Origin of the sequence: Polaromonas sp. YR568 (genome assembly GCF_943369415.1) — a bacterium.
GTDB lineage: Bacteria > Pseudomonadota > Gammaproteobacteria > Burkholderiales > Burkholderiaceae_C > Polaromonas.
On record NZ_CALRNF020000024.1, the window covers coordinates 15,107 to 31,307 of the forward strand.

The 16,201-nt window shown below is 65.5% G+C and carries 13 protein-coding genes; 3 read left to right on the forward strand and 10 right to left on the reverse strand.

The features are described from left to right. The first annotated feature begins 69 nt into the window (after positions 1–69). Both ACLV74_RS15575 and ACLV74_RS15580 read left to right on the forward strand, forming a co-directional pair. Entirely contained in the window at positions 70–1,470 is a 1,401-nt protein-coding gene (locus tag ACLV74_RS15575) for an efflux RND transporter periplasmic adaptor subunit (protein ID WP_411880308.1), read from the forward strand. A 30-nt stretch (positions 1,471–1,500) separates the two neighbouring features. Beyond that, complete coding sequence (locus ACLV74_RS15580) at positions 1,501–4,668, forward strand: efflux RND transporter permease subunit (RefSeq protein ID WP_411880309.1); 3,168 nt, start codon at positions 1,501–1,503, stop codon at positions 4,666–4,668. A 161-nt stretch (positions 4,669–4,829) separates the two neighbouring features. Here ACLV74_RS15580 and mobA read toward each other — a convergent pair whose 3' ends face one another. The 6 genes from mobA to ACLV74_RS15610 all read right to left on the reverse strand — a co-directional run bounded on the left by mobA (position 4,830) and on the right by ACLV74_RS15610 (position 11,690). Next, positions 4,830–5,480, reverse strand: a complete 651-nt coding sequence (mobA, locus tag ACLV74_RS15585) for a molybdenum cofactor guanylyltransferase MobA (RefSeq protein WP_411880310.1) — start codon at positions 5,478–5,480, stop codon at positions 4,830–4,832. A 1-nt stretch (position 5,481) separates the two neighbouring features. After that, on the reverse strand, positions 5,482–6,609 hold the full coding sequence (gene moaA, locus ACLV74_RS15590; RefSeq protein WP_411880311.1) for a GTP 3',8-cyclase MoaA: 1,128 nt from the start codon (positions 6,607–6,609) through the stop codon (positions 5,482–5,484). 203 nt (positions 6,610–6,812) lie between these two features. Next, a complete protein-coding gene (locus tag ACLV74_RS15595; RefSeq protein ID WP_411880312.1) occupies positions 6,813–7,574 on the reverse strand; it encodes an SDR family oxidoreductase in 762 nt (253 codons plus the stop codon). Positions 7,575–7,683: 109 nt separating this feature from the next. Then, the gene (locus ACLV74_RS15600) at positions 7,684–9,117 is read right to left on the reverse strand and encodes an aldehyde dehydrogenase family protein (protein ID WP_411880313.1); all 1,434 of its coding nucleotides are present in this window, start codon (positions 9,115–9,117) and stop codon (positions 7,684–7,686) included. 98 nt (positions 9,118–9,215) lie between these two features. Continuing rightward, positions 9,216–11,426 carry a sodium-translocating pyrophosphatase gene (locus tag ACLV74_RS15605; protein ID WP_411880380.1) on the reverse strand — a complete coding sequence of 737 codons (2,211 nt, stop codon included), beginning with the start codon at positions 11,424–11,426 and terminating at the stop codon, positions 9,216–9,218. A 132-nt stretch (positions 11,427–11,558) separates the two neighbouring features. Beyond that, a complete protein-coding gene (locus ACLV74_RS15610) occupies positions 11,559–11,690 on the reverse strand; it encodes a hypothetical protein (protein ID WP_411880314.1) in 132 nt (43 codons plus the stop codon). Positions 11,691–11,737: 47 nt separating this feature from the next. On the opposite strand from ACLV74_RS15610, the gene ppa reads away from it, so the two are divergent. Continuing rightward, a complete protein-coding gene (gene ppa / locus ACLV74_RS15615; RefSeq protein WP_411880315.1) occupies positions 11,738–12,268 on the forward strand; it encodes an inorganic diphosphatase in 531 nt (176 codons plus the stop codon). Positions 12,269–12,342: 74 nt separating this feature from the next. On the opposite strand, the gene ACLV74_RS15620 is transcribed toward ppa, so the two are convergent. From ACLV74_RS15620 to ACLV74_RS15635, 4 genes are all read right to left on the reverse strand, one after another. Then, on the reverse strand, positions 12,343–13,179 hold the full coding sequence (locus tag ACLV74_RS15620) for an alpha/beta hydrolase (protein ID WP_411880316.1): 837 nt from the start codon (positions 13,177–13,179) through the stop codon (positions 12,343–12,345). A 34-nt stretch (positions 13,180–13,213) separates the two neighbouring features. Further along, entirely contained in the window at positions 13,214–14,875 is a 1,662-nt protein-coding gene (locus ACLV74_RS15625; protein WP_411880317.1) for a wax ester/triacylglycerol synthase family O-acyltransferase, read from the reverse strand. Between the two features lie 109 nt (positions 14,876–14,984). Next, on the reverse strand, positions 14,985–15,791 hold the full coding sequence (locus ACLV74_RS15630; RefSeq protein WP_411880318.1) for a hypothetical protein: 807 nt from the start codon (positions 15,789–15,791) through the stop codon (positions 14,985–14,987). Positions 15,792–15,819: 28 nt separating this feature from the next. Then, positions 15,820–16,137: a hypothetical protein gene (locus ACLV74_RS15635; RefSeq protein ID WP_411880319.1), complete on the reverse strand. Its 318-nt coding sequence runs from the start codon at positions 16,135–16,137 to the stop codon at positions 15,820–15,822. Positions 16,138–16,201 lie beyond the last annotated feature (64 nt).

Sequence of the window (16,201 nt, forward strand, 5' to 3'; positions counted from 1 at the left end):
AGGGCGCTTGCGCCATGGTGTCCTGCTACATTGGAAGTTTGTATCTTTGTATAACAAGTTTTCCTCCCCATGGCATCAAAAGTAATCTATATGGCTGTCGCCGTAGCGGGCATTGCGGTCGCATCGGGCGCCGCCTGGTGGCTGCAGAAACCCAAGGCGCCGGGCAACGCGGCGGAGGCTTCGTCGCCGGCCGCTGGCAATGGCGCGGGCGCGGGAAAACCGATAGCGGTTGAAGCCGCGAAAGTGGAAATCGTCAAATTGACGGACGACACCCAGGCCGTGGGCAGCCTGCGTTCACGCCGCGGCGTGGTCTTGCGGCCCGAGGTCAGCGGGCGCATCACCCAGCTCAATTTCACCGACGGCCAGCGTGTGCGCAAAGGCCAGGTGCTGGTGCAGTTCGATGACCAGTTGCCGCGCGCCCAGGTGCAGCAAAGCCAGGCGGAGTTGTCGATTGCCCTGGCCAACCAGAAGCGAAACCAGGAGCTGGTGGCGCAGAACTTCATCAGCCAGCGCTCGCTCGACGAAAGCGCCGCCAACCTGCAGGTGGCCGAAGCCAAGCTGTCGCTGGCCAAAGCCACGGCGGCCCGCCTCAAAATCATCGCGCCCTTTGACGGCATGGTCGGCATACGGCAAGTCAACGTCGGCGACTACCTCAAGGACGGCGCGGACATCGTCAACGTCGAGGACATCGAAGCCATTTTTGTCGACTTCCGCCTGCCGGAACGTTTTCAGAACAAGATCAGGCGCGGCCAGACGGCCATGCTCGACATCGATGCCTTGCCCGGGCGCAAATACACCGCGCAAATCCAGGCCATAGACCCACTGATCGATGCCAACGGCCGCTCCATCGGTATACGCGGCTGCATCGACAATCGCCAGCTGCACCTGCGCCCCGGCATGTTCGCCCGCGTCAACGCCGTGTTCGGGGTGCGCGAGAACGCACGCGTGGTGCCCGAGGAGGCGATTGTTCCGCAGGGCGCACGGCAGTTCGTCATCAAGCTGCTGGAAGGCCCCAACGAGCAGACACGCACAACCAAACGCGTGGAAGTCAAAGTCGGCCTGCGCAGTCCCGGCAAGGTCGAGATCCTCGAAGGCCTGGAGGCCGGCGACGTGGTGGTCGCCACGGGCCAGCAACGCGTGCAGCGCGACGGCACGGTGGTCAGCGTGGTGGACCTGTCCGCGAATGCTTCGGCCCGCTCGGGGAATGGAACTGGCAAGGGCAAAGCCGCTGCCGCCGCAGTTCCACCGGCATCACAAGCTGCCTCGGCGGCCGCCGCACCGGCCGCGCCCGAGGCCGCCACTGCCCCGGTGAAAACCGCCGCGGCCCCCGCAGCCCAGCAGGCACCGCCGGCCGGTCCCAACCCCTGCGGCGTGGTGCTGTCGCAAGCCCCGGCCACCCTGGTGCCGGTGCGCAGTGTGGCGCCCGGCGAGCGCAGTCCGGCCGTCCCGCCGGCGCGAGACCCGGCCTGAGCGCCCGCGCCCCGGCTTTCACAGATTCTTATGCAACTCGCTGAAGTTTCCATACGCCGCCCGGTCTTCGCCACCGTGCTGTCGCTGCTCATCGTGCTGATAGGCGCGGTCAGTTTCAACCGCCTCACGGTGCGCGAATACCCCAAGATCGACGAGCCCGTCGTGACTGTCAGCGTGCGCTACGTGGGCGCCTCGGCCGAGGTGATCGAATCGCAGGTCACCAAGCCGCTCGAAGATTCCATCGCCGGCATCGACGGCGTCGACGTGATCACCTCCATCAGCCGCGCCGACCAGGCGCAGATCAGCGTGCGTTTCCGGCTCGAGAAAGACGCCGACTCCGCCGCTGCCGAGGTGCGCGACCGCACCTCGCGCGTGCGCAACCGCCTGCCGCAGGCGATTGAAGAGCCGGTGATCGCCAAGGTCGAGGCCGATGCCTTCCCGGTGATCCAGCTGGCGTTTTCCAGCGAGTCGATGACGCCGCTGCAGATCAACGACCTGGTCAACCGCATCGTCAAGCCGCGCCTGCAGACCGTGACCGGCGTGGCCGACGTGCGCATCTACGGCGAACGCAAGTACGCGATGCGCGTATGGCTGGACACCGACAAGCTGGCCTCCTACCGCCTGACCACGCAGGACGTGGAGGACGCGATACGCCGCAGCAACCTTGAGCTGCCGGCCGGCCGCATCGAGTCGCAGCAGCGCGAATTCAGCGTGACCTCGCAGACCGACCTGGTCAGGCCCAGCCAGTTCGGCGACATCATGGTCAAGAACGTCAACGGCTTTTCGGTCAAGATACGCGACGTCGCGCGGGTGCAGGAGGGCGCCGCCGACGAGCGCACCGCCGTGCGCCTGAACGGCCGTTCCGCGGTCGCGGTGGGCGTGATACGCCAGGCCACGGCAAACCCGCTGGACTTGTCCCGGGGCGTGCGCGAAGCCTTCCCCAAGCTGCAGGCCGACCTGCCGCCCGACATGCTGATCGACGTCGCCAACGACAACTCGGTGTTCATCGACCGTTCGGTGAAGAACGTCTACCGCACCATCGCCGAAGCCATCATCCTGGTGGCGCTGGTGATTTTTGTCTTTCTGCGCACCATGCGCGCCTCCATCATCCCCATCGTGACGATCCCGGTGAGCCTGATCGGCACCTTCGCCCTGATGGCGCTGGCGGGCTTCACCATCAACACGCTGACCTTGCTGGCGCTGGTGCTGGCCATCGGCCTGGTGGTGGACGACGCCATCGTGATGCTGGAGAACATCTTCCGCCACATCGAGGAGGGCATGGACCCGTTCTCGGCCGGCATCAAGGGCGCGCGCGAAATCGGCTTTGCCGTGATCACCATGACGGCCACGCTGGTGGCGGTGTACGCGCCGCTGGCCTTCACGCCGGGCCGCACCGGGCGCCTCTTTGTGGAGTTCGCGCTGGCGCTGGCCGGCGCGGTGGTGGTGTCGGGCTTTGTGGCGCTCACGCTCACGCCCATGCTGTGCACCCAGTTGCTCAAGCACAACCCCAAGCCCAACCGTTTCGACCGCACCATGGAAAAGGTGCTGACCGGCATCTCCGACCGCTACGGAAACCTGCTGCGCTGGATCGTCACCAAACGCTGGGAACCTTCGGGCGCAACGCCCGGCTGGGGCCAGAAGATCCGGGCCTTTGCCTTCCAGGCACGCTGGATGGTGCTGGGCGTCATGCTGGCCAGCGCGGTGGCCATCGCGCTGATTTTCCCGACCATGAAGCAGGAGCTCTCGCCGATTGAAGACCGCGGCGTGATCCTGGCCAACGTGACCGCGCCCGACGGCGCCACGCTGGACTACACCAACCGCTACGCCAAGGCGCTGGAGAAAATCGGCGAGCCTTTCCCCGAGTTCGACCGTATCTTCGCCAACATCGGCAACCCCACCGTGGCCCAGGCCAGCGTGGTGTACCGCACGGTGGACTGGGACGAACGCAAGCGCTCGACCATAGACATGGCGAAAGAGCTGCAGCCCAAGTTCAATGCGCTGCCCGGCGTCAACGTCTTCACCATCACGCCGCCTTCGCTGGGGCAGGGCTTTCGCGACCGGCCGCTGAACTTCGTGATCCAGACTTCCGACAGCTACCAGAACCTCAACGCCGTCACGCGCCAGATGCTGGACGAGATCGCCAAGAACCCCGGCATCGTCTCGACCGACGTGGACCTGCGCTTGAACAAGCCCGAGCTGCGCATCGAGGTCGAGCGCGACAAGGCGGCCGACCTGGGCGTGAGCGTCGAAGTCGTGGCCAAGGCGATTGAAACCCTGCTGGGCGGGCGCAACGTGACGCGCTACAAGCGCGACGGCGAGCAGTACGACGTCATCGTGCAGACGCAAGCCAGCGGCCGCACCACGCCCGACGACATCGACCGCATCTATGTGCGCGGGCGCAACGACGCCATGATCCCGCTGTCGGCGCTGGTGAAGGTGCGTGAAAGCGTCTCGCCGCGCGAACTCAACCACTTCGGCCAGCGTCGCTCGGTGTCCTTCACCGCGAGCCTGTCCAGCGACTACTCGCTGGGCCAGGCGCTGCGCTTCATGGACGAGACCTCCGCGAAGATCCTCAAGACAGGCTACAGCACCGACCTGAACGGTACTTCCCGCGAGTTCCGCAACTCGCAGGGCGCGCTGGCCATCGTCTTCGTGCTCGCGCTGCTGTTTATTTTCCTGGTGCTGGCGGCGCAGTTTGAAAGCTTTGTCGACCCGCTGGTGATCATGCTGTCGGTGCCGCTGTCCATGCTGGGGGCCTTGCTGGCGCTCAAGTGGACGGGCGGCTCGCTCAACGTCTATTCGCAGATCGGGCTGATCACGCTGGTCGGCCTGATCACCAAGCACGGCATTTTGATCGTCGAGTTCACCAACCAGCTGCGCGGCCAGGGCATGGAAATGATTGACGCGGTGGTCAAGGCCTCGTCGCAGCGCCTGCGCCCCATCATGATGACCACAGGCGCCATGGTGCTGGGCGCCTTGCCGCTGGCCCTGTCGCACGGGGCAGGCGCCGAAAGCCGCATGCAGATCGGCTGGGTCATCGTGGGCGGCATGTCGCTGGGCAGCGTGCTGGCGGTGTTTGTCGTGCCGACGATGTACACGCTGTTTGCGCGCAAGGCGATTCCGGGTGCGAACAAGGCGATTGCGAAGGAAGAGCCGGATGCGCATCATCTTGAGCATCCCGAGTACGTAGCTAAATAGCCCCCCACGCTTTTCACTTCGAGCCTGCGGCGCGCTGCCCCTTTCCTCACACCTGGGGCCGCTGCGCCTGCGGCCCGGCAAAGCCGGTTCCGCGGCCCCGGCTGGTGGGGTGTTCTATCACCCTGGGGAAACGCCCGCTCCGGAGGGCGTCTTGACGCGCTTTACGGCAGGCGTGATTCGAGCTGGTGCAGTTCGGCCAGGGTGTTGGCGTTGAAGAAGCCGTGCGCATCGTCGCCGGGCTTGTCGAAGGGCACGGTGACGGTTTTGTGCTGGGCCGTCCACGCGCTTATCTTGCGGCCGCCGCCGTGGGTGAAGCGCAGCAGGCTTTCGAGCATGTGGGTGCCCATCAGGCAAAACACCGGCTGCGGCCTGAGCTGGCCGTCTTCCTCAGGCGCGGCGGCCACGGCGAAGTCGGCGCCATCCCGTACAAAGGCTTCGGCCAGTCGCGCCACCAGGTCTTCGGGGAACAGCGGCGTGTCGCAGGGCACGGTAAGAAGGTAGGGCGTTTCGCAGCGCTCCAGGCTCGTGAGGAAGCCGGCCAGCGGCCCGGCGAATTCGCCCAGGCTGGTGCTGTCGGGCCAGACAGGCACACCGAAGGCCTCATAGGCGGCCAGGTTGCGGTTGGCGTTGATCATGACCTCGCCGACCTGCGGGGACAACCGCATCAGCGTGTGCAAGGCCAGCGGCACGCCGTTGAAGTTCTGCAGGCCCTTGTCGGCCCCGCCCATGCGTGAACCGCGCCCGCCGGCCAGGATCACGCCGGTAATGGCTTCGGCGTGGAGCGAAGCGTTGTTGTGGCTGTGGGCTGTCAAGTCAGCCTCCGATGTAGCTCATCTCGACGCGCTTGATGCCGCTGTCAGGAGCACTGGTGTCGGCCGGCAACGCGGCACGCAACTCCGAATAGCGGTCGTCGCGCCCCTGCCAGATATGAGCCACGGCCGCCGCGATCTGGTCGTCGGCATAGCCGCCGCGCAGCAGGGCGCGCAAATCCTGGCCCTGGCTGGCGAACAGGCATAAAAACAGCTTGCCCTCGGTGGACAGCCGCGCCCGGTTGCAGTCGCCGCAAAAAGCCTGGGTCACGCTGCTGATCACGCCGAGCTCGCCCGCGCCGTCGGCATAACGCCAGCGCTCGGCGGTTTCGCCCGTGTAGTTGGGGTCGATGGCGCTGAGGGGAAATTCGGCGTTCAGGCGCTCCAGCACCTGCGCCGAGGGCAGCACTTCGTCCATGCGCCAGCCGTTGGTGGCGCCCACGTCCATGTATTCGATAAAGCGCAGCACCGCGCCGGTGTGGCGGAAGTGCCGGGCCATGGGCAGGATTTCGGCGTCGTTGGTGCCGCGCTTGACCACCATGTTGACCTTGAGCGGCGAGAGGCCCACTTTTTGTGCGGCCTCTATGCCCTTGAGCACGTCGGACACCGGGAAATCGACGTCGTTCATGTGGCGGAAGGTGGCGTCGTCCAGCGCGTCCAGGCTCACGGTGACGCGCTGCAGGCCGGCGTCCTTGAGCGACTGGGCTTTTTTGGCCAGCAGCGAGGCGTTGGTGGTCAGCGTGATGTCCAGCGGCTTGCCCTGGGATGTCTGCAGTTTGGCCAGCATTTCGACCAGCACTTCCAGGTGCTTGCGCAGCAGCGGTTCACCGCCGGTCAGCCGGATTTTTTCCACCCCATGCGCCACGAAGACTTTGGCCAGGCGGGTGATTTCTTCAAAGCTCAAGAGCGAGGTTTGCGGCAGGAAGGCATAGTCCTTGTCGAACACCTCGCGCGGCATGCAGTAGCTGCAGCGGAAGTTGCAGCGGTCCGTCACGCTGATGCGCAAATCCCGCAGCGGCCGGCCGAGGGTGTCGCTCAAAAGACCGGTAGGCGCCGAGAGGCGGGCAGGGATGTGCGGTACGCGGCTTGCGTAGCGTATATCTGCCAGCGGAATTACCTTGTCTCTTGTCATGTGGGGCCCTGAGGGCGAATTTACTCCATTAGGCCGCCCGAAGCCCTAAAAAGCGGCTTTGTCCCCAGGGCTTGAGCGTTATTGGCCCCCGCCACCAGGGGACTCTCCTTCAAGCAGGGGCCGCGGAACCGGCTTTGCCGGGCCGCAGGCGCAGCGGCCCCCTCGGGGGGGCAGCGAACCACACGCAGTGGGGAGCGTGGGGGCTATACACACCGGGCGCCGTCGACCTCAATACACACACCGCTGATGAAATCCGCCTCGTCGCTGGCCAGGTAAAGCACCGCATTGGCCACGTCCAGCGCCGTCGAAAACCGCCCCAGCGGGATGCTGGCGCGAAAGCGCGCCTTGCGCTCCTCGTCCAGCGGGCCGCCGGCGAATTCGGCGGACAGGCCCGTGTCGGGGTTGAACACCGGGTTGATGCAGTTCACGCGGATGTTGTCGGGGCCCAGTTCGGCCGCCAGTGACTTGGAGGTGGTGATGACCGCCCCCTTGGAGCCGTTGTACCAGGTCAGGCCCGGGCGCGGGCGCACGCCGGCCGTGGAGGCGATGTTGATGAAGCTGCCGCCCCCCAGGCTGCGGAACACCGGCGTGGCGTGGATGGTGGCCAGGTAGATGCTTTTGACGTTGATGGCGTAGCACTTGTCGAAGTCGTCTTCGCTGACGTCCAGCGCGGGCTGGTTGCGGTGCGTCCAGCCGGCATTGCTGACCATCACGTCGAGCCGGCCGTAACGCTGCACGGCGGCGTCGACCAGGGCCTTGACCTCGGCGGATTTCGTCACGTCGGCCGCGAAGAACGAGGCCGTGCCGCCGGCCTTGACGATGGCGGCCACGACTTTTTCGCCGAGCGCGACATTGATGTCGTTGACGATGACCTTGGCGCCTTCGGCCGCGAGCCGCCGGGCGATGCCTTCACCGATGCCGCCTCCGGAGCCGGTCACGATGATGGATTTGTCTTTGACCCGCATGGGTTTGTCTCCAGGTTTATGCGTTTTTTGAATTGATACGTGAGCTTATTACATCCCGGCGCCTTGAGCCTGTGGAGCCGTTGACGCCGTTGAAACCCGATGGGGGTGCTCAGCCGTGGCGGACCGCCACCGTCTTGAGGGTCGTGAAGCCGTACAGCGCCTCAAAGCCTTTTTCTCGCCCGTAGCCCGATGACTTCACGCCGCCGAAGGGCAGTTCCACGCCGCCGCCGGCGCCGTAGTTGTTGATGAAGACCTGGCCGCTTTTGACACGTTTGGCCATGCGAAACTGGCGCGCGCCGTCGCGCGTCCAGATGCCGGCGACCAGCCCGAACTGCGTGGCGTTGGCGAGTTCCACGGCGTGGTTCTCGTCCTTGAAGCTCATGGCGCACAGCACGGGGCCGAAGACCTCTTCCTGCGCGAGCCGGTGCGTCACCGGCACGTCGCGCAACAGCGTGGGGGCCTGGTAAAAGCCGGTGTCGGGCGCTTCGTCGACGATCTGGCCCTGGGCCACCATGCTGATGTTGGCAACCTGCGCGTCGCTCAAAAAATCCCACACGCGCTGCTGCTGGCTTTGCCGGATCAGCGGTCCCACGTCCAGGTCCATCGCCGCGGGGCCTACGCGCAGGTTTTCAAAGGCCTGGCCCAGGCGCTGCAGCAGCGGTTCGTAAATCGACTGCTCCACCAGCAGGCGCGAACCTGCAGAGCAGGTCTGGCCGGCGTTTTGCACGATGGCGTTGATGATGGCGGGAATCGCGGCGTCGAGGTCGGCGTCGGCAAACACGATCTGCGGGCTTTTGCCGCCCAATTCCAGCGTGACGGGGCAGTGGCGCTCGGCCGCCACCTGCTGGATCAGCGTGCCCACACTGGGGCTGCCGGTGAAGCTGATGTGGTCTATGCCCTTGTGGCGCGCCAGCGCGTCGCCCACCTCATGGCCGTAGCCGGTCACGATGTTGATGGCTCCGGCCGGGAAACCGACCTCGGCGGCCAGTTGCGCCACGCGGATCAATGACAGGCAGGCGTCCTCGGCCGGCTTCACCACGCAGACGTTGCCCGCGGCCAGCGCGCCGCCCACGCTGCGGCCGAAGATCTGCATCGGGTAGTTCCAGGGGATCACATGGCCGGTGACGCCGTGCGGCTCGCGCCAGGTCATCACGCTGTAGCCGTCGAGGTAGGGAATGGTGTCGCCGTGCAGCTTGTCGCAGGCGCCGGCATAGAACTCGAAGTAGCGCGCCAGGGCCGCCGCGTCGGCGCGCGCCTGTTTGGTGGGCTTGCCGCAGTCGCGCTGCTCCAGCAGGGCCAACTCTTCCGCATGCTCGGCCACCTTGGCCGACAGGCGCATCAGCAGGCGCCCGCGCTCGGCGGCGCTGAAGCGGCTCCACACCAGCTCCAGGCATTCGCGCGCGCTGCGCACGGCGGTGTCGATGTCATGCGCGTTGCTGCGCTGGATCTCGTCGAAGACCTGGCCGTCGGACGGGTCGATGACGGGAATGGTTTTTCCTGAGACGGAGGGGAGGGAGGCGTTGGCGATGAAATTGAGTTGCATGCGTATGATTTTGCGCGAAAGTGAAGAACGGCGCCTTGGCAAAGACCCGTGAAAAAGCCCGCCGGAGCGGGCTGTTGTTTTGAAGGGCGCGGGCTTCTTTATTTGGAAGCCGCCGGCGCCGGGGTTGCCGCCGTATCGGGCGCCTGTGTGGACGCCGGGGCCATCATGGTGGGCGCGGCAGGCGTTGCGGCCGGTGCGCTGATGGCCGCCGGTGCCGCCATGGGCGCGGCCGGGGCCGCCGCGGCGTCCCCGCTGTGGAATTTCATCACCAGCGGCACGATCAGCAGCGCCACGATGTTGATGATCTTGATCAGCGGGTTCACGGCCGGGCCGGCGGTGTCCTTGTAGGGGTCGCCCACGGTGTCGCCGGTCACGGCGGCCTTGTGCGCCTCCGAGCCCTTGCCGCCGTGGTTGCCGTCTTCAATGTATTTCTTGGCGTTGTCCCAGGCGCCGCCGCCGGTGCACATCGAGATGGCCACAAAGAGGCCGGTCACGATGGTGCCCATCAGCAGTCCGCCCAATGCCTGGGGCCCAAGCGCCAGGCCGACCACGATGGGCACGACCACGGGCAGCAGCGAGGGGATCATCATTTCCTTGATGGCGGCCGTGGTCAGCATGTCCACTGCGGTGTCGTACTCGGGCTTGCCCGTGCCGTCCATGATGCCCTTGATGTCTCGGAACTGGCGGCGCACTTCGACCACCACGGCGCCGGCGGCGCGGCCCACGGCCTCCATGGCCATGGCGCCGAACAGGTAGGGAATCAGGCCGCCTATGAAGAGGCCGACGATGACCTTGGGATTGCTCAGGTCGAAGCTGATCACGCCGCCATAGGCTTCGAGCTTGTGCGTGTAATCGGCAAACAGCACCAGCGCGGCCAGGCCGGCGGAGCCGATGGCATAACCCTTGGTCACGGCCTTGGTGGTGTTGCCCACGGCGTCCAGCGGGTCGGTGATGTCGCGCACGCTGCTGGGCAGTTCGGCCATTTCCGCGATGCCGCCGGCGTTGTCGGTGATGGGGCCGTAGGCGTCCAGCGCGACCACGATGCCGGCCATGCTGAGCATGGAAGTCGCCGCAATCGCGATGCCGTACAGGCCCGCGAGCCCGTAGGAGGTCAGAATGGCGATACAGACAAAAATCACGGGCCAGGCGGTGGAGCGCATGGACACGCCCAGGCCGGCAATGATGTTGGTGCCGTGGCCGGTGGTCGATGCCTGCGCGATGTGCTGCACGGGCTTGTATTGCGTGCCGGTGTAGTACTCGGTCACCCAGCACAGCGCGCCGGTCAGGATCAGGCCGACGGCGCAGGCGCCGAACAGGCGCATCTGCGTGCCGGAGGCCATCACCGCGTCGTCAGGCATCAGCGCCTTGGTCACGAAATAAAACGCGACGAGCGACAGCACGCCGGCGATGGCCAGGCCTTTGTACAGCGCCGGCATCACGTTCGTCATGCCGGGCGAGGCCTTGACGAAGAAGCAGCCGATGATGGACGCGATGATGGAGACACCGCCCAGCGCCAGCGGATAGGCCACGGCCGTGGTGCCGGCATTGGCCAGCAACAGGGCGCCCAGCACCATGGTGGCGATCAGCGTGACCGCATAGGTTTCGAACAGGTCGGCCGCCATGCCGGCGCAGTCGCCGACGTTGTCGCCCACGTTGTCGGCGATCACCGCCGGGTTGCGCGGGTCGTCTTCAGGGATGCCGGCTTCCACCTTGCCCACCAGGTCGGCACCCACGTCGGCGCCTTTGGTGAAGATGCCGCCGCCCAGCCGGGCAAAGATCGAGATCAGTGATGAACCGAAGGCAAAGCCGATCAGCGGGTTCAGCACCGCGGGCAGTTTGGCGTCCGCGGGCGCCGCACCGGCGAGGAACCAGTAAAAACCGGTCACGCCCAGCAGGCCCAGGCCCACGACCAGCATGCCGGTGATGGCGCCGCCGCGGAAGGCGACGTCCAGCGCGGGGCCAATGCCCTTGGTGGCGGCCTGTGCGGTGCGCACGTTGGCGCGCACCGAGACGTTCATGCCGATAAAGCCGCAGGCGCCCGAGAGCACCGCGCCGACCACAAAGCCGGCGGCGGTCTTGCCGTCAAGAAAGAGGCCTATGAGCACCGCGAGGACGACACCGACGATGGCGATGGTTTTGTATTGCCGCGCGAGGTAAGCGGCGGCGCCGGTCTGGATGGCGGCTGCAATCTCCTGCATGCGCGCGTTGCCTGCGTCCTGGGAAAGAATCCAGCTGCGTGCCCAGAAGCCGTACCCGACGGCGATCAGTCCGCAGACCAGCGCGAGAATGAGCGCCGAGTTGCCTGTCATAGCTGACATGTGAAATCTCCTACGTTGTTTTTCGCTTGGAGGGGGTGCCACGCTAGCGGTGCCCCCGCTGCGTTGCTTCCTCGTTGCCTGTGTCACGTATGGAGACAAGGTCGATTGGCCAACTCGGGAAATTTAACGCGAAAACGTGACAAGTTCGCGATGCGTCAGCCCTGAATCAGTAAAATGAGGGTAAATACCGAGCTGACGGTAGCCATTGCTTATTACTTCAAGCGCTTGTCCATACGGCCTGAAGTCTTCATTCATTTCCTTTCCTTTCATTTCTTTCCCTTCAACACAAACCTCAAGCGACCATGTCCCTCGATAAAGTTTCTCCCGGTAAAAACGTTCCCGAATCCTTCAACGTGATCATCGAAATCCCGATGAACGCCGACCCGGTGAAGTACGAGGTGGACAAGGAATCCGGCGCGATCTTCGTGGACCGCTTCATGAGCACGTCCATGCACTACCCGACCAACTACGGCTATGTGCCCAAGACCATCAGCGGCGACGGCGACCCGGTCGACGTGCTGGTGATCACGCCCGTGCCGCTGATCCCCGGCGTGGTCGTGACCTGCCGCGCCATCGGCATCCTGAAGATGGAAGACGAAGCCGGCGAAGACGGCAAGGTGCTGGCCGTGCCCATCGACAAGAAATGCTCGCTCTACACCCAGTGGCAAAAGCCCGAAGACATGAATCCGCTGCGCCTGAAGACCATCTCCCATTTCTTTGAACACTACAAGGACCTGGAAGAAGGCAAGTGGGTCAAGGTGCTGGGCTGGGAAGGCCCGGACGCCGCCAAGAAGGAAATCACCGACGGCATCGCCAACTACGCCAAGCTCTGAGAACCTTGGGTTCGAAAAAAAGCGCCTGCAGGTTTTCCTGCAGGCGCTTTTTTTTGATCGGACCGGAAAGGGCCTTACGCCGCTGGCGCCGGAGCCGGGTAGACCAGGCCGTGCAACCGTCCCTTGTCTTCGCGCGGGAAGGGCTTCCAGCCGCCTTCGGGTTGCGCCAGCCGGTCGGCCACCGCCCACCAGGCGCTGGGATTCACGCCCATGCCGATGTGGCTGGCCAGCACTTCGATGTTTTCGGTGTAGGGGTTGGCGGCGCTGGGCGCCTGGATGCTGGCCTGCCAGGCCACCACGCCGTCGCTGCGCGAATAGATGCTGGTGGTCGGCACGGGCGGCGCGGCGGGCAGGTCGTAGTTTTCCGATTCGCGCTCCACGCTCTGGCCGCTGGTGAGTTCATAAATGCGCCAGGCATTGGTGGCCTTGTGCGAGCCCGCGAAGGGCGTCCCCAGCGTGATCACGCAGCGCACTTTGTCGGGCATTTCCTTGGCCAGTTCGCGCGCATAGACGCCGCCCAGGCTCCAGCCGATCAGGCTGACCTTGCGGCCCGTGGCTTCAAAGGTGCGGCTGAGGCTGTCGCGGGCCTCTTCCAGAACGCCGGCGCGCGGGCCGAAGTTGAAACCCTGTTCCCAGCCCCAGGGTTTGTAATTGAGCGACTGCAGGTACTGGCGCAGCGGCACGGTGGTGGCGTCGTTGGCCGAGAGGCCCGGGAACACCATCACGGCATGGCCGTCGCCGCGCGGCGCGCGGGCCAGCAAAGGCCAGGCGGGCAGCAGGGCGCCGAATTCCCAGAATGCGCGCAACTCAAGCGCCAGCAGCCAGGCGCTGGGCGGAACGTTGTGGGGGGACGGCTTTGAGGGGTCTTGGGAAGGGGTGGGCGGATTGCGCTTGGATGACGGGCTTGCCATGGCGTGGGGCATTGGTTGTTTTTGGAGTTTTGACTCAAACAGTATGGAGCCGCTTGCGCTTGTTGACAGAGGGAGGCGTCTCTAACTTTGCGCGCTTCGCGGTGGATTTCGTCACGTTCGGGACAGCGGCCTTGCGGGTTTTTACCGGGACGGCCTTCGCGGCTGTTTTTGCGGCGGGCTTTTTGGCGACTTTCTTGACCGTCTTTTCGGCTGCGGCGGCAGGCGCCGCGCCGGCCATCAGCGTCTGTGCCTGCTTGAAGGCATCCTCGATCGCCCTGGCCAGGTCTTTGGCGTGCGGCAGCGCCTTCTTGTCGGCAATGATGCCGAAGTCGACGTGGTCGGCGTAGGTCTGGATGGTGATGTTGAGCGCCAGGCCGTGCAGGATGATGGACAGCGGGTGGAAGGTCAAAAACTTCGCGCCGGCCAGGTAGAGCGGCACCGGCGGGCCCGGCACGTTGGAAATGGCGAGGTTGGCCACCATGGGCAGGCGGCTGGCCATGCCGCTTTTGCCGTAGGCATTGAGCGCCATCTTGGCGGCGCCGCCCACCAGCCAGGGCGCCAGCAGCGAGGGGTAGTCGGTCGGCAACAGGCCCTTCAGGCTCTGCATGGAGGTTTTTACCTTGGCGGTAGAGGCCATGATGGCGTTCATGCGCTTGAGCGGGTGCGCCAGGTGCGTGCCCAGCTCGACCAGGCTCATGCTGACCTGGTTGCCCAGGTTGCTGGCATCAGTGGCGCCGGCTTCGCGCAGCGACACCGGCATGGCGGCCACCAGCGATTTTTTCGGCAGGCTGTGGTGCTGCGTGAGGTAGCTGCGCAGCGCGGTCGAGCAGATCCACAGCACCATGTCGTTGAACGAACCGCCCACCGCCTTGCCCATGGCCTTGGTCTCGCCCAGCGGGATGGTGGCGGTGACGAAGACGCGGCCCGAGCCTATGCCCGCGTTGAAGGGCGTGGGCGGCGCCAGCTTCATCGGCATCTTGGCCTTGACGCCTGTGGCCGAACTGCCGATGGACTGTTTGGCCAGCGTGCTGCCGAAGGTGCTGGCGACGGCGGGCAGAGATTTGGCGACTTTGGCCAGTTGCCCCAGCGAACTGGAGAACACCGAGCCGATCATCTTGCCCAGCTTGAGGTCGGACTCCAGCTTGCGGCGCCGGTCCGGGTCGGGAGGCGCCACTTCGCGCGGCTCGGGGCTCAGGTCCAGCATGGCATTGGCCAGCATCACGCCGCCCTTGCCGTCCAGCGCGGCATGGTGAATCTTGGAGAAAAATCCCGCCACGATGCCGCCGCCCTGGGATTCGGGCCGCTTGATGCGGTCGAAGATGTAGAACTCCCAGAGTGGGAAGTTGCGGTCTATGAGCTCGCCATGCAGCTGCGCGCAGAGCTTGTGGACTTCGGCCAGCGTCATCGGCGCCGCGCCTTTCCTGGTGGAATCGGCGCGGCGGATATGAAAGTCGATGTCCACCGAATCGGCCTCTACCCACAGCGGGTGGCCCAAATCGAGCGGCATGAAGACCAGCTTGCGGCTGAACACCGGCGCCAGGTGCATGCGTTTGGCGATGTGGTTTTTCACCGCCTTGTGAAAGCTGCCCTTGAAGCCTGCGGGCAGTTCACACAGGTTGAGCGAGCCCACGTGCATGGGCATCTCGGGGGTTTCCAGGTAGAGAAAGGTCGCGTCCAGGCCGGTCAGGGATTTCATGGTTGTTGTCTCCGTGGGAAGACCTTAACCGAGCGGGCGGGGCTGTGGCACTAGGGTTTGCCGTAGCCATGCCTGTCACGCCGGGCTCAGCGCGAGGGCCGGATCGCGTTCAGGCTTCGCAGTCGCCCAGCATGCCCTGCTCATCGTCGGTGAGTCCGGCGACAGGCGTTGCCTTGGCCAGCGCCATCCACACGCCCAGCGGCAAGGACTGCCGCGAACGGCGCGGTGCCGCGCGGGCAACGGCGAGGCGTTGGCCTTCCATCACCATCACGCCGCATTCCAGCGGAACCTCATCGGCCGCGCCTATGGGCCGGCCCTTGGCATCGCAGCCCAGCACATACCAGCATTCGCCGCCCAGGTCGAGGTAGGCGGCGCGCTTTTCGGGGCGGCGCAGGTCGCCCAGCAGGTCGGAGCGGTGCACCTTGATCTCGTGGACGATGGGGTCCACGTATTCCTGCACCGTGGTGTTGCGGATGGAAAACACGTCGGGCCGCACCACGCACCAGCGCGCCTTGCCGCCTTCGGCTTCCGGCGGCAACTGGGCGCGCAGGCCCAGGCCGCGCCAGGCGATGCGGCCGGCGCGCACCATCTCGCAGGCGACCTGTTCGACCAGCGTTTCGTGTTTGGACAAGGCGGAGCGGTTGCGCAGCAGCGTGGCCGCGAGGTAGGCGATCCCCGCGTCGGTGACGCGCAGGGTTTCATGGCCCGTCGGGCCGGCCACGCGCTGCAGCATGCCGGTGGCGAGCAGCTCGATCTCCAGCAGGTCCTGGCAGGGCCAACCGGCCGAGCGGTAGATTTCGCGCAGGCGGCGGGCGTGGGGGCGGCCCAGCGGCGAGGGGGTTCCAAGGGCGCTGTCGTTGGCGGCAGGCGCGTCGGTTGCCGAAGGGCCCGAAAGCGGGAGGGCGGCGTTGCTCATGGTGTCGATTATTGGCCCGCCCGGCGATTCAGAGAGGAAGAATTTCGAAGCGGGCGTTGTCCAGGTTGTCGCCCAGCGGGCGCATCGCCGCGAGGATTGCGTCGGTCTCGGCGTTTTGCCACAGCGCAATGACCTGCCCCACGGCTTCGGAGGCCTCTTCGAGCGGCAGGCCTTCGGTCAGGGTTTGCGCCAGCATATAGGCCTGCAGCGATGGCAGCACGTATTCCGGACCGCCCACGGCGAATTCCAGCGCCATGCGAAAGCGCAGTTCGGCGGCGACACGGTCGTCCGCGCTCAGGCTGTTGGCGTCAACCATCTTGACGATGTAGGTGGGGGCGGCGGCCATTTGCATTCCTTTCGGCGGGTAAGAGATGGAATAGAAGAGGCAAACAAAATTGCGAGGATGAAAA

What these genes read in the sequence shown, in the direction of transcription:
- ACLV74_RS15620 (WP_411880316.1), bottom strand. Translation starts at nt 13,179, where the DNA reads ATGGCAAGCCCGTCATCCAAGCGCAATCCGCCCACCCCTTCCCAAGAC.
- moaA (WP_411880311.1), bottom strand. Translation starts at nt 6,609, where the DNA reads ATGACAAGAGACAAGGTAATTCCGCTGGCAGATATACGCTACGCAAGC.
- ACLV74_RS15610 (WP_411880314.1), bottom strand. Translation starts at nt 11,690, where the DNA reads ATGAATGAAGACTTCAGGCCGTATGGACAAGCGCTTGAAGTAATAAGC.
- ACLV74_RS15605 (WP_411880380.1), bottom strand. Translation starts at nt 11,426, where the DNA reads ATGACAGGCAACTCGGCGCTCATTCTCGCGCTGGTCTGCGGACTGATC.
- ACLV74_RS15635 (WP_411880319.1), bottom strand. Translation starts at nt 16,137, where the DNA reads ATGGCCGCCGCCCCCACCTACATCGTCAAGATGGTTGACGCCAACAGC.
- ACLV74_RS15600 (WP_411880313.1), bottom strand. Translation starts at nt 9,117, where the DNA reads ATGCAACTCAATTTCATCGCCAACGCCTCCCTCCCCTCCGTCTCAGGA.
- ppa (WP_411880315.1), top strand. Translation starts at nt 11,738, where the DNA reads ATGTCCCTCGATAAAGTTTCTCCCGGTAAAAACGTTCCCGAATCCTTC.
- ACLV74_RS15625 (WP_411880317.1), bottom strand. Translation starts at nt 14,875, where the DNA reads ATGAAATCCCTGACCGGCCTGGACGCGACCTTTCTCTACCTGGAAACC.
- ACLV74_RS15580 (WP_411880309.1), top strand. Translation starts at nt 1,501, where the DNA reads ATGCAACTCGCTGAAGTTTCCATACGCCGCCCGGTCTTCGCCACCGTG.
- ACLV74_RS15630 (WP_411880318.1), bottom strand. Translation starts at nt 15,791, where the DNA reads ATGAGCAACGCCGCCCTCCCGCTTTCGGGCCCTTCGGCAACCGACGCG.
- ACLV74_RS15595 (WP_411880312.1), bottom strand. Translation starts at nt 7,574, where the DNA reads ATGCGGGTCAAAGACAAATCCATCATCGTGACCGGCTCCGGAGGCGGC.
- ACLV74_RS15575 (WP_411880308.1), top strand. Translation starts at nt 70, where the DNA reads ATGGCATCAAAAGTAATCTATATGGCTGTCGCCGTAGCGGGCATTGCG.